Here is a 12669-nt window from a genome sequence, read left to right as displayed (position 1 = left end):
AGGTGGCGGCACGGACGCGGGACGCGCCGTATTCGACGGTCCAGGTGGGGACGGTTCCCGCGCTGCCACCGACTGGGAGCCGCGCACGGACGAAGCGGCCGCCGGTCGCACTTGCGCCGAGGTCGGCCCGGTGCGAGCGGCAGCCGGAAGCCGCGCGCGACGGCACGCCGGTGCTGCTCGGGCACACCCTCGACGACCGGGCCGAAGCCGTGCTTCTCGGGCTGGCTCGCGGCTCGGGCGGCCGCTCGTTGTGCTGCGAGATCGAATCCGCTGGACGGGGATCGGTGGACCACGGTGCGAACCGTCACCACCATCGTTCTCGCGGAGCGAGTCAGGTGGAAGAGCTTCGGAAGGTCAGCGGCGCGAACCGCCGCCGCCACCTCCGCCGCCACCGCCACTCGCGCCGCCGCCCTTGGACCCACCGGAGGACATGCCGCCGCTGGAAGCACCACCGTCCGAGGCACCACCGCCGGACGAGAATCCGCTGGAGGCTGATCCGCCGGAGGATGTGCCGCCGCCGGAAGCACCACCGGATCCACCCGTGGAAGCTCCGCCGCTGGAAGTGCCACCGCCCGAATCACTTCCACCTGACGCGCCACCACCGGAAGCACCACCGCCAGAAGCACCACCGCCAGAAGCACCACCGCCAGAAGCGCCGCCACCCGACGCACCACCGGAAGCACCACCGCCCGACGCGCCACCGCCAGAAGCGCCGCCACCCGACGCACCACCGCCAGAAGCACCACCGCCAGAAGCGCCGCCACCCGACGCACCACCGCCAGAAGCACCACCGCCAGAAGCGCCGCCACCGGAAGTACCACCACCCGACGAATCACCGCCGGAAGCACCAGCGCCCGAATCACTTCCACCCGACGCACCACCACCGGACGTTCCGCTGTCGGAGTCGCCGCTCGACGCACCACCGCTGGACGTACCGCCGGTGCCGGAAGTATCTGTGCCACCGGTCGTGCCACCGCTGGGAGCGCTACCACCGGTCGTGCCGCCGGAAGTGGAACCGCCGTCCGGAGCCTCACCGGTCGTGCCGCCTGTGCCGGCACCGGTGTCGGTATCGCCGGTCGTGCTGCCGGAAGGCGCTGTGCCCGTGCCGGTTCCCTCGTTCGGTGCCGAGGTACCGGTGTCGGTGGACGGCGTGGTCGTGCCGCCTGGTGTCGACGGGGCCGAGGGGTCGGTGCCGGGAGTAGTGGCGCCGGGCGCGGTCGGTGTGCCCTGGGACGGGACGCTCGGGCCGGGGGCGGTGATGGGGCCGCCGCCGGGGAGGTCGGGGTGGCCCGGGGTGGTCGACACGTCCTGCGGTTGCGTCGGGGTGCCGAGCCGGAAGGGCAGCGGGTTGATGAAACGTGCCGGGTCGCCGTAGGTCAACCGCGCGAGAGCCGGTGGGCGACAGTCGTTGCGCACGTCCTGGTCGCGGGAGCTGCCCCGCTCGCCACCGTTGGCGGTCTTACCGCGGGCGGCGGTGCCGCCGGCGACGATCATCTCGTAGGCGGTCTGCGCGACGGTGGCGCCGGCGACGCGGACCCGGCCGGTGATCGGGTCGACGGCACCGAGCAGGCCGGTGCTCTGCGCGGCGACGAGGTCGGCGCTCATGTCGTAGAGCAGTGCGTCGGCGGGGGCGCCGAGGGCCGGGAACCGGTCGAGCACCGGGGTGAGGCCCGGGTCGAAGGGGCTGCCGAACACCGTCATCGCCGACATGGCGAGCGCGGAAACGACCGCTGCACTGGAGAATACGGCGACATGCGGTGCCGAAGACCCGCCCTCCTGCACCGGCGCGAAGGTCCGGGCCGCCAGCGCGGCGGCGCCGGCGGCGACCACCTGACCGGGATCGGCGACGGTGACCAGCGGGACGCCGAGTTCGGCCAGCGTGCGCGCGACCTCCGGCGGCCGCGAGGCGCCGCCGACGACCAGGATGCGCGAGAGGTCGGCCAGGCGCAGGCCCGCCGCGGCCACGCTCTTGCTGACCAGCGGGAAGGTGTCGCGGATGTGCTCGGCCCGCAGCGCGTCGGTGTTCACCATCGAGGTGAGCGTGGGGGTCGCGCGGCCCACCTTGGCCGGCCCCGCGTAGCGCGCGACCATCTCACCCAGCGGTTTGCCGCCGAAGTCGGTGGAGCGCACCGGAGTTCCGACCATCGGATGGTGCGGCCAGTCCGGGCCGACGCGCAGCACGGTCAGGTCGAGACTGTTCGCACCCAGGTCGTAGACGAGCACGAAGCCCGGCGCCAGCGGCCCCTGGTCGACCTCCAGCCATTCGGCCGCGGCGACCGGCTCCGGCGCGAGCAGGACCTGTCCGGCACCCGCCAGGTGCAGGGCTTGCCCGAGCAACGCGACCTGTTTGTCGGAATACACTGCCGGATAGGTCAATACGGCGCCGGCAGCCGGCTCGGCTAGTTCGATCAGGCCGGTGACCACCGCGGCGATCAGGTTGGTCGCCGAGAAGAAGCGGCCACCGATCACCATCGGCTCCGGCTCGCGGCTCAGATCCGCGAAATCCGTTATCGCCGAAGCGAACTCATTGATGGCCCCGATGCGCGGCCGACCCGCTTCATCGAAGGTGAGTGCAGTACGCCGTGTGCGCACCGTCGGCTTGGCCGGATCATCGGCCACCACCGCCGACATCGCATTGACCGTACCGATGCTTAAGCCCAGACCTCTGGTCATGTATTTGCTATCCCGTCAACGCACCGTGACCACGTCCAGCACGCGAGCGCACCATGTGGCCGCGGTCGTCTTCCAAACAGCTCGCACAGATTAACCGGCCCAAAGCCGAATTGCTGCCTGATTGATACGAAACACGTGACCTTTGGCCCTTGTTAGGAGATTTCCGCTGGTTAGCCGGTATACGGACAGTCGTCCAGTCCCCTGAACGTTGTCAAAGCTACTGACAGACTCCGAGATACAGCTACTTGCGAGTAATCGACTTGGACGCCAGTTGAATACATTCCTGAGGTCGGTTTTGAGCCACAGTTGGCACACTTACCGACCGGTAATTGATTCTTTTACAGCCGCTCGCATTATCGAATTTGCCGAATTCGGGTGTCGCGTACCGAAGTACACGCCAAACACTATGACGCGTCAACGTCACGGCCGATACCCGCCAGCACCGCCCCGTCGATCGCGGTTGACTCGAGGTACGGAGAGACATGGAGTTGTTCTCCGAAATACACAGGGAGAGAAGAGGGTACAGATGTCCACTCGTTTCGCCGACCAGGTCGTCCTCATCACCGGCGCCGGCTCCGGCATCGGCAGGGCGGTCGCGCTGCGGGTCGCGTCCGAGGGCGCGGCGGTCGTGCTCGGCTCGCGGGGCAAGGATCAGGGCGAGCGGGTCGCCGAGCAGATCCGGGCGACGGGCGGGCGCGCGCTGTTCGTGCCCACCGATGTCACCGTCGACGCCGATGTCGAGCGGCTCACCCAGGCGGCGGTCACCGAGTACGGCAGGCTCGACGCGGCGTTCAACAACGCGGGCGCGGTCACCGCGTTCGGTGGCGTGGCCGAGATCGACGACGCGGCCTGGCGCGCCGAGCTCGACCTGAACCTCACCGGGGTGTTCCACGGGCTCCGGCACCAGGTACCCGCGATCACCGCTTCCGGTGGCGGCGCGATCCTGAACAACGCGTCCAACCTCGGTGTGGTCGGAATGGCCTCGGTGGCACCGTATGTGGCGGCCAAGCACGGCGTCGTCGGGCTGACCAGGTCGGTGGCGCTGGAGACCGCGACGGCAGGCGTGCGGGTCAACGCGCTGGTCTCCGGCGCGGTCGACACCCCCGCCTTCCGCGCCTCGATGGGCGCGACGCCCGAGGGCGAGGCGGCGATCGCGGCGCTGCACCCGATCGGGCGGATCGCCCGGCCGGACGAGATCGCGGCGCTGTGCGCGTTCCTGCTCAGTGGCGAGGCGTCTTTCGTCACCGGGGCGGCGGTCACGGTGGACGGCGGCTTCACCGCGCAGTGAAACGCCGAAGGCCCGCCGCGTCGTTCCCAGACGACGGGGCGGGCCTCGGCGTGTGCGCCGGTCGCGTCAGCCGCGAGCCAGCAGGCGCTTGATCGGTCCCGCGTGGGGCACCGCGGCGCCACCGGCGCGCGCCTGGGGTCGGCGGGCGCGCACCAGACGGTCGAACTCCTGCGCGTCGCGAGCGGGCGCGCGCAGCTTGCCGGTGTTGAAGTCCGCGGCCAGCTGCTGCACCGTCTCCTGCGCGCAGGACTTGTTGGTGCCGATGAAACCGGTCGGACCACGCTTGATCCAGCCGGTCACATACGTGCCGGTGACGACCTCGCCACCGGGCGCGGTCAGCACCCGGCCCTGCTCGTTCGGGATGACGCCACGAGCCTCGTCGAACGGCAGATCCTTGGTCGGCACCCCGCGATAGCCGACCGAGGTGAGCACGACACCCGCTTCCAGCAGGTCCGTGTCCCCGGTCGCCACCGCGCTCGTGCGGCCCTCGGCGTCGGTGACCAGCTCGTTGCGCTCGACCCGTACTCCGGTCACCGTGTCGGTACCGAGAATCTCCACCGGCGAGGACAGGTAACGGAACACGATGCGCTTGCGCTCGCCGAACGGACGCTGCGCGACACTGTGCAGCAGGCGCAGCTTCTGCTCGACCTTGTACGGCAGCTCGGGCGTGACCTCGGGCAGCTCACCATCGATCGCGATGTCGATGTCGGCGGCCAGCAGGCCGACGAACTCGGGCACCGTGAAAGCCGATTCCGCCGGGCCACGACGACCCAGGATCACGACCTCTTCGATCTTGCTCTCGCGCAACGCCTGCAGCGCGTAAGGCGCGATGTCGGTGTCGGCCAGGGTGGCCGGGTCGACGGTCAGGATGCGGGCCACGTCGAGCGCGACGTTGCCGTTGCCGACGATCACGACGCGCTTCTGGTTCAGATCGAACCGGTCCTCGGCGTGGTCGGGGTGACCGTTGTACCAGGCGACGAAGTCGGTGGCCGAGACGTTGCCCGGCAGACCCTCACCCGGGATACCCAGCTTGCGATCCGCCGACGCGCCCACGGCATAGATCACGCCGTGGAAGTGCTCGAGCAGCTCGGCATGGCTGACATGGGTGCCGATCTCGACATCGAGGTAGGTACCGAAGTCCTCCTGCTTCGACATCACGTCGAACAGCTCGGCGACCTGACGGGTGCGCTTGTGATCGGGCGCGACGCCGAGCCCGGCCAGACCATAGGCCTGCGGCAGCCGGTCGAACATCGTGACCGAGACACCTGGCTGGGTCAGCAGCTCGTCGGCGGCGTACATCGCCGACGGGCCCGACCCCACGATGGCGACGCGCAGCGGCGAACGCTGCGTGTCGATCGCGGGTGGCATCACCGGGCGAGCCAACGTCGGCCGGTCCCGCTGCACGCGGTAGAAGTCGGCGTTGATCTCGATGAAGGGCTTCTGCTCTTCGGTCAGCTTCTTCGAGGAGGTGATGGCGTCGACGGGGCACGCGGTGGCGCAGGCGCCACAGTCCACGCATGCCGCCGGATCGACGTAGAGCATCTCCGCGCTGAGGAAGTCCGGCTCATCCGGGGTCGGATGAATGCAGTTCACCGGGCATGCGTAGACACACGAGGCGTCACTACAGCATGACTGGGTAACGACGTATGGCATATTGCTATCGTCTCAGGCTGCGTGCTTGGCGGAGCGCTTGGGCTCCGAGCGGTAACGGCTGGACGGGCCGTCGATACCGAGCAGCTTCCACACCCTCTTGGCGATCGGGTTCATCAGACCGACCTCCTCGGCGAGCGCGCGCACGTCGATGAAGTAGTCGGCGAAGACCTGCTTGGCCTCCTTGGAACCGTAGAACAGCTCCTTGCGGACATCGGCCGGCATGTCGAACTGCTTGAAGAAGGTCTTCGGCGGGGTCGCGATGGCCCGGCCCAGGATGAACATGATCACCGGCATGGCGATCGAGAGCACGGCCTTGTTGAACGCGGGCTGAGCCGGGACGTTCTTCTTCAGGAACTCGTGGGCGAAGGAGATGTGGCGAGCTTCCTCGGCCACGTGGATCGCCATCACGCCGCGCATGATCGGGTGGATGTCGTCACCCGAGCGCAGGATGTCCTTCTGGATGTGGTCGATCGGCTCTTCGCCGGCCAGCACGGCCATGAAGAACAGGTTCGGCATCAGGGCGCCGACCGGAGCGGCCAGGTGGCGCAGCTGACGCACGAGCGGGTTCATGCCCGGCACGTCGGCGACGCGGTTCACCATCTCCTGGAACATCAGAGTGTGGTTGTGCTCTTCGATCATCTCGTGCGAGCAGTACCGGAACTCCGGATCGTTGTTCTTCAGGTTGAAGATGTGCTGCATCATGCCGATGATCAGGATGGCCTCGAACTGCAGGCCGACCTTGGCGACATTGGCCTGGCGGACCTTGCCGATCTCGATCTTCTTGTCGAGCGGCAGCGCCTGGTACCAGGGGTGGCGGCCGATCGGGTCGGCGGAGGTGACCAGAACCCAGCGCTCGGGCTTGTAGTCCGGGTCGAACTCCGGGTTGTCCCAGTCGATGTCCTCGAACGGGTCGAAGTGCCGGTTGACCGACGCCTCCGACAGCATCAGCAACTTCTCGGCGTACGCCTGAGCCTCCGCGACTACGGGATCGACGTCAGGGGTGGTGGGCGCAGACATCGTCGTCACTGCCTCTCCTCAAGGGACGTTTACTGTTTCCAATAGTTACACCTACGAGGAGTCACGTCAACTCCCCCCCTACTCTCGATTTCGCGTGTTCGGCGCGTCGGAATGCGGCCGGGAAAAGCTACTCACCAGTAAAAATGGCTCTACCTGTGACACTGCGTCATGCACAGTTCGCCGCAGGCCGCGGCGGGCCGGGAAAATTCATGCACCCGGATCCGGCGATTCGCCTGACGTACCGCCGGTACCGGATATCCTGCGCGCACGCGGCGCGGGGTGACCGCCCAGCGAACCGCTCGGCAACACCGCCCCTACTCAGGGGACGCGGGGGTGATGTTCGCGTTGTGCCGGAACACGTTGTCCGGATCCCACGTGGCCTTGACCGAGCGCAGCCGGTGGTACTTGGTGCCGTAACTGACGGCGACCTGCTCCTGGCCCGGGTCGGACAGGTAGTTCACGTAGCTGCTGTCGCCGCGGGCGAAGGGGCGCAACTCGCCCCAGAATTCCCGCACCCATTCCCCGCTCCGCGGCGAAGACGGCGGGGTCGGGGCAGGACGCGGCGATGTTCACCAGCACGCCGGGGGCGCGGGAACCCCCGAACGCGGTGTTGCCCTCGGGCACGTCACAGAACCTGCCGCACAGCGGCATGGACGGCATCACCGACAGCGGCGAGCTCTTGCGCGGATACTGCTCGACCATCACCTCGGCCACCGCGGCATCGATCCGGTCCAGGTAGAGCGACTTCTCGTAGGCGGAGGTGCCCCAGGGCGCGATGTCGTCGAACAGCTGCTGCAAGGCCGCGTAGGGCATCTCGGCCACCAGTTCCCAGGCGGGTGTCGGGGTCAGCGCGCGCAGCGGGGCGACCGCGTCGGCCAGGTCGTTCGCCGAACCGTCGCCGGCGATGCCGACCACGAAGCCGGGTTCGCCCTGCCAGCGTTCGGGGACGAACGGGGCGGGCGGAGCGCTGATCGCGTTGATCGCGCCGCAGTGCCGGGCGGGCAGCGCCATCAGCACGGCGTGCCCCTCGATCAGCGGCCCCACCGCCTCCGACGGCGGCCACCACAGCAGCGCGACCTGCACCATCGGGCCGAACTCGTGCAGCGTGAACTCGAAACTCGTGGCGATCCCGAAATTGCCGCCGCCACCGCGCAGCGCCCAGAACAGGTCCGGGTTCTCCTGCATCGATGCCACGACGACGTGACCTTCGGCGGTCACCACCTCCGCGGCGACCAGGTTGTCGCAGGACATCCCGAACAGCGGGGTCAGCCAGCCCACGCCGCCGCCGAGGGTGAGCCCGCCGATGCCGGTGTCGCTGACGAAGCCACCGGTCACGGCGAGGCCCTGCCGGTTGGCCATCCCGTCGAGTTCGGCCCAGGTCGCACCACCGCCGCACCGCGCGCGCAGACGCACCGCGTCGACGAGCACACTGTCGAGCTTGCTCAGATCCAGCAGCACCGCGCCGTCGGCGACCGCGTGCCCGGCACAGTGGTGGCCACCGCCGCGCACCGTGAGATCGGCGCCGCTCGCCCGGATCGCGGCGACCGCCTCGGCCACCTCGGCGGTGTCGGCGGGCCGCACCACCGCGAGCGGACGGCGATCGATGGCGCGGTTCCACACCGCCCGCGCCTCGTCGTAGCCCGCGTCCGTGGGTCCGATGACCTGCGCTGCGATCGAGCGCCGTAACAGATCTACGCTGAACACCCCGGTCGACATGATGTCTTCCTCCGGTCCGGGCGCCCGCGCCCAGCAGTGCCGACCCCCAGGTCCCCGACCACGGTCGACGCGACCCGCGCACACCCCTGGTGCGGGCCCCGCCCGGTTCGGTGCGACCGCACCGGATCCCATCGTCTCACCGGGTGATCTCGGGCAACAGGGATCGCCGGTCTCAGCTGTGCGGCAGATCCGGGATCCGGGTGGCGCGGGCGTAGACCGTCTCGCCCTCGCTCAGATGCAGCGCGGCCGCGTCACCGCGGGTGACCTGCGCGGCGAACTGGTCGCCGGTCGCGGCGTTGCGCAGTTCGAGGCGCACCTCGAAACCGAGCCGCACGATCCGCTCGACCGTGGCCCTGGTGATGCCGGGCGGACTCCGCGGTGCCCTCGTGCTCGGCCATCGCCATGCTCGGGTCGCGCCCGATCCGGATGTCGTGCGGCCGGACCAGGTGACCGTTGAGCCGGGCCACCGCGCCGAGGAACGACATCACGAATTCGTTGGCGGGCCGGTCGTAGACGTCCTCCGGGGAACCGATCTGCTCGATCCGGCCCTTGTTCATCACCGCGATCCGATCGGCGACGTCGAGCGCCTCCTCCTGATCGTGGGTGACCAGCACGGTGGTCACGTGGACCTCGTCGTGCAGCCGGCGCAGCCACTGCCGCAGGTCGGTGCGAACCTTGGCGTCGAGCGCGCCGAACGGCTCGTCGAGCAGCAGCACCTGTGGATCGACGGCCAGCGCGCGGGCCAGTGCCATGCGCTGGCGCTGACCGCCGGAGAGCTGGGCCGGGTAGCGGTGCTGGAAACCGTCGAGGCCGACGATGCCGAGCAGCTCGTCGACGCGCTTGTCGATCTCCTTCTTCGGCCGCTTGCGGATGGTCAGGCCGAAGGCCACGTTGTCGCGCACCGTCATGTGTTTGAACGCGGCGTAGTGCTGGAACACGAAGCCGATGTCGCGCTTCTGCGGTGCCACGTGGGTGACATCGTTGCCCGCGATCGAGACGATGCCCGAGTCCAGCGACTCCAGGCCGGCGATCGAGCGCAGCAGCGTCGACTTGCCCGATCCGGACGGGCCGAGCAACGCGGTCAGTTCGCCGGAGGTGATGTCGATGCTGACATCGTCGAGAGCGGCGAAGGAACCGTAGTTCTTGCGCGCGTTGGTCACGGTGATCATTCGGTGCCCCGCTTGCGTTCGAGGAGAGTCATCAGGAGAAGTACAACCAGCGCCATGCCCATCAGCAGCGTGGCAGCGCTGTAGGCGCCGAAGGTGTTGTGGTCGTTGATGTAGCGGCCGTGCACCAGCAGGGTCAGCGTCTGGGACTTGCCGGGCAGCGCGGTCGAGACCATGATCACCGCGCCGAACTCGCCGAGCGCGCGGGCGACGGTGAGGACGACGCCGTAGGTCAGGCCCCAGCGGATCGCGGGCAGGGTGATCCGCCAGAAGGTCTGCCAGCGCGACGCGCCGAGGGTGGCCGCGGCCTGCTCCTGATCGTCGCCGATCTCGTGCAGCACCGGCTCCACCTCGCGCACCACGAACGGCAGCGTGACGAAGATGGTCGCGATCACCATGCCGGGCAGGCTGAAGATCACGTCGACGCCGAGTGCTTCCAGGCCGCCGAACCAGCCGCCCGCACCCCACAGCAGGATCAGCGACACACCGACGACCACCGGCGACACGGCGAACGGCAGGTCGACGATGCCCTGCACCAGGCTGCGCCCCGGGAACTTGCTCCGCACCAGCGCCAGCGCCGTGACCACACCGAACACCACGTTCAGCGGCACGACGATCGCCACGATGATCATCGACAGCTGGAACGCCGAGATGGCAGCGGGCGTGGTGATCGAGTCCAGGAACGCGCCGATTCCCCGCTCGAAAGTGCGCACGAGGATGATCACCAGCGGCAGCACCAGCAGCACGAGCAGATAGCCGAGCGCGACCGTGCGCAACGAGAGCCGGGTGAACAGGGACAGCTTCATCGGGCCGCCTCTTCCTTGCGTGCGGTGCGCTCGGCGAGCAACCGCAGGACGAGCAGGCTGGCGAAGGAGATGGCCAGCAGCGCCACCGACACGGCGGCGGCGTTGACCGGCCGGTCCACCTCGATCTGCTGCTGGATGTACTGCGAGGTCACCTGCGTCTCGCGCGGGATGTTGCCGCCGATCAGCACCACCGAGCCGTACTCGCCGATCGCCCTGGCGAAGGCGAGGCCGCCGCCGGAGATGATCGCGGGCGCCAGTGTCGGCAGCACGATCCGGCGGAAGGTGATCCAGTTGCTCGCGCCCAGCGAGAGCGCGGCCTGTTCCACCTCCTTGTCGACCTCGATCAGCACCGGCTGCACCGACCGCGCCACGAACGGCAATGTGACGAACGCCAGCGCCACCACCAGACCGGGCTGGGTGGCGTTGAGGTGGATGTCGAGCGGGCTGTTCGGGCCGTAGAGCGAGAGCAGCACGATCGAGGCGACGATCGTCGGCAGCGCGAACGGCAGATCGATCAGCGCATTGACGATCCCCTTGCCGGGGAACTCGTCGCGCACCAGCACCCAGGCGATCAGGGTGCCCATCACCACATTGAGCACGGCGACGACCACCGAGACGCCGACGGTCACCTTCAGCGAGTCCAGCGCCGCGGGCGCGGTGACCGCGTCCCAGAAGCCCGACCACCCGTCCTCGAACGAGCTGACGGTCAACGCGGCCAATGGCAGCAGCACGATCACGCTGAGCCACAAGACCGCGACGCCGATGCCGACCGGGCCCACCGAACCGGTCACCCGCAGCCACGACCGGCGGGGGGCGCGCGACGCGGGCGCGGATTTCTCCAGTTTCACGGCGACGCCGGGATCGGCGGTTTCCCCGGTCCCGGCGTGCCCACTGCTGTCAGTCACAGTTGTCCAGTATCGCGTGTGTGCTGGGTCACGGCCTACCTGGTGGCCTGGTCGTAGATGACCGCGACCTTGCCGGTGCCCTGCGCGAACAGGTCCTTGTCGACGGCCTTCCAGCCACCCAGGTCATCGATGGTCCACAGGGTGGCCGGGGTCGGGAAGTCCGCGGCGAACTCGGCGGCGACCTGCGGGTCGACCGGGCGGAAACCGGCCTGCGCCCACGCCTTCTGGCCCTCGGGGGTGAACAGGAAGTCGCGGAACGCGGTGGCCTTGGGCAGGTTCTGGGAGTTCTTCAGCACCGCGACCGGGTTCTCGATCTTGAAGGTGGTCGGCGGGTTGACGTGCTCGACCGGGTCGCCGTTGCGCTCGGAGAAGATGGCCTCGTTCTCGTAGCTCAGCAGCACGTCACCGGTGCCCTGCAGGAAGGTCTCGGTGGCTTCGCGGCCCGACTTCGGCTGCACCTTGACGTGTTCGGGCGAGATCAGCTGCGACAGGTAGTCCAGGCCGGCCTGCTGGTTCTTGCCGCCGTCGCTCTTGGCGGCGTAGGGCGCGAGCAGGTTCCACTTGGCCGAGCCCGAGCTGAACGGGTTCGGGGTGACGACCTCGACGCCCGGCTTCAGCAGGTCGTCCCAGTCCTTGATGCCCTTGGGGTTGCCCTTGCGCACCACCAGGGTCACGACCGAGCCGAAGGGGACGCCCTTGCTCGCGTCGGCGTTCCAGTTCGGCTCCACCAGGCCCGCGTCGACGAGGCGGGTGATGTCGGGCTCGACCGAGAAGTTGACGACGTCGGCCTCGGCGCCGTCCTTGACCTTGCGCGACTGGTCGCCCGAGGCGCCGTAGGAGGGCAGAATCTGCACGCCCTCGCCCGCTTCGGTCTTGTTGAACTCCGGCACGACTTTGTCGAAGCCCGGCTTGGGGACGGCATAGGCATACAGATAGAGACTGCCCCCGCTGCCGTCGGCTCCCGCAGCGCCGTCGGTCGAGTCGCTGGCGCCGCCACCGCAGGCGGTCAACGCGACCGCGGCGACAGCAGTGACGGCGACAGCGGCGGCGGCGGCGCGAGCCGATCCAGGTGTTGCGAGACATCGGGGTGAACCTTTCGGAAAGGACCTGCGGCGCAACGTCTTTACACTGCGGCAGGAACACTCGTGTCGATCGGTAGACCTGTCGTGCGCGAAATGACACGGCAGTTGGCGCGACTCGGACCACTGGCCCCCGGAGTACGGACTACGACTGCGAAACGAAAAGCGCGCGCCAGTCTACTGGGCAGGAACGCGCAGACGAGTCCGGTGGCCGATCATCGACAGAGGATGTCCGCGACCGCGAGGTTGCCGACAGCGATCAACGCCAGCTCATGGCGGATCTGCGGGGCGACACTCGACGACACAGGCAGACTGTAGCAGATTGCGACATGATGATTCGCATCGACGAGAGTTCCACACTCAGGG

Annotated in this window: 9 protein-coding genes and 2 pseudogenes; 1 reads left to right on the top strand and 10 read right to left on the bottom strand. The window is 68.7% G+C overall.

Translation table 11 applies throughout. From position 1 onward, the window contains the following. Positions 1-354: 354 nt before the first annotated feature. Positions 355-2631 (bottom strand): Hsp70 family protein, encoded by a 2277-nt coding sequence (locus NV348_RS25995; protein ID WP_447149185.1) that lies wholly within the window; start codon positions 2629-2631, stop codon positions 355-357. A 568-nt stretch (positions 2632-3199) separates the two neighbouring features. Here NV348_RS25995 and NV348_RS25990 point away from each other — a divergent pair. After that, positions 3200-3961, top strand: a complete 762-nt coding sequence (locus NV348_RS25990; protein WP_447149184.1) for an SDR family oxidoreductase — start codon at positions 3200-3202, stop codon at positions 3959-3961. 66 nt (positions 3962-4027) lie between these two features. On the opposite strand, the gene NV348_RS25985 is transcribed toward NV348_RS25990, so the two are convergent. The 9 genes and pseudogenes from NV348_RS25985 to NV348_RS25945 all read right to left on the bottom strand — a co-directional run bounded on the left by NV348_RS25985 (position 4028) and on the right by NV348_RS25945 (position 12608). Next, positions 4028-5614 carry an FAD-dependent oxidoreductase gene (locus NV348_RS25985; RefSeq protein WP_447149183.1) on the bottom strand — a complete coding sequence of 529 codons (1587 nt, stop codon included), beginning with the start codon at positions 5612-5614 and terminating at the stop codon, positions 4028-4030. A 12-nt stretch (positions 5615-5626) separates the two neighbouring features. Further along, positions 5627-6640 carry an AurF N-oxygenase family protein gene (locus tag NV348_RS25980; protein WP_447149182.1) on the bottom strand — a complete coding sequence of 338 codons (1014 nt, stop codon included), beginning with the start codon at positions 6638-6640 and terminating at the stop codon, positions 5627-5629. 305 nt (positions 6641-6945) lie between these two features. Then, a complete protein-coding gene (locus NV348_RS25975; protein WP_447149181.1) occupies positions 6946-7092 on the bottom strand; it encodes a BBE domain-containing protein in 147 nt (48 codons plus the stop codon). A gap of 739 nt (positions 7093-7831) precedes the next feature. Next, positions 7832-8347: pseudogene (locus NV348_RS25970) on the bottom strand (FAD-binding oxidoreductase); the annotation flags it as partial. 172 nt (positions 8348-8519) lie between these two features. Continuing rightward, positions 8520-9516, bottom strand: a pseudogene (locus tag NV348_RS25965) (sulfate/molybdate ABC transporter ATP-binding protein). Then, positions 9513-10319, bottom strand: a complete 807-nt coding sequence (cysW, locus tag NV348_RS25960) for a sulfate ABC transporter permease subunit CysW (RefSeq protein ID WP_447149180.1) — start codon at positions 10317-10319, stop codon at positions 9513-9515. The pseudogene NV348_RS25965 and the gene cysW overlap by 4 nt, the downstream one beginning before the upstream one ends. After that, complete coding sequence (gene cysT, locus NV348_RS25955; protein ID WP_447151142.1) at positions 10316-11167, bottom strand: sulfate ABC transporter permease subunit CysT; 852 nt, start codon at positions 11165-11167, stop codon at positions 10316-10318. Before cysT ends, cysW begins: the two co-directional genes overlap by 4 nt. A gap of 92 nt (positions 11168-11259) precedes the next feature. Beyond that, entirely contained in the window at positions 11260-12234 is a 975-nt protein-coding gene (locus NV348_RS25950; RefSeq protein ID WP_447149179.1) for a sulfate ABC transporter substrate-binding protein, read from the bottom strand. 284 nt (positions 12235-12518) lie between these two features. After that, complete coding sequence (locus NV348_RS25945; RefSeq protein ID WP_019045829.1) at positions 12519-12608, bottom strand: Ms4533A family Cys-rich leader peptide; 90 nt, start codon at positions 12606-12608, stop codon at positions 12519-12521. Between the last annotated feature and the right edge of the window lie 61 nt (positions 12609-12669).

Source organism: Nocardia fodinahabitans (assembly GCF_052983615.1).
This window is presented reverse-complemented; position numbering and strand designations above follow the sequence as displayed.

Coding starts and splice junctions, on each gene's coding strand:
- cysW (WP_447149180.1), bottom strand. CDS start 10,319: ATGAAGCTGTCCCTGTTCACCCGGCTCTCGTTGCGCACGGTCGCGCTC.
- NV348_RS25995 (WP_447149185.1), bottom strand. CDS start 2,631: ATGTCGGCGGTGGTGGCCGATGATCCGGCCAAGCCGACGGTGCGCACA.
- NV348_RS25985 (WP_447149183.1), bottom strand. CDS start 5,614: ATGCCATACGTCGTTACCCAGTCATGCTGTAGTGACGCCTCGTGTGTC.
- NV348_RS25990 (WP_447149184.1), top strand. CDS start 3,200: ATGTCCACTCGTTTCGCCGACCAGGTCGTCCTCATCACCGGCGCCGGC.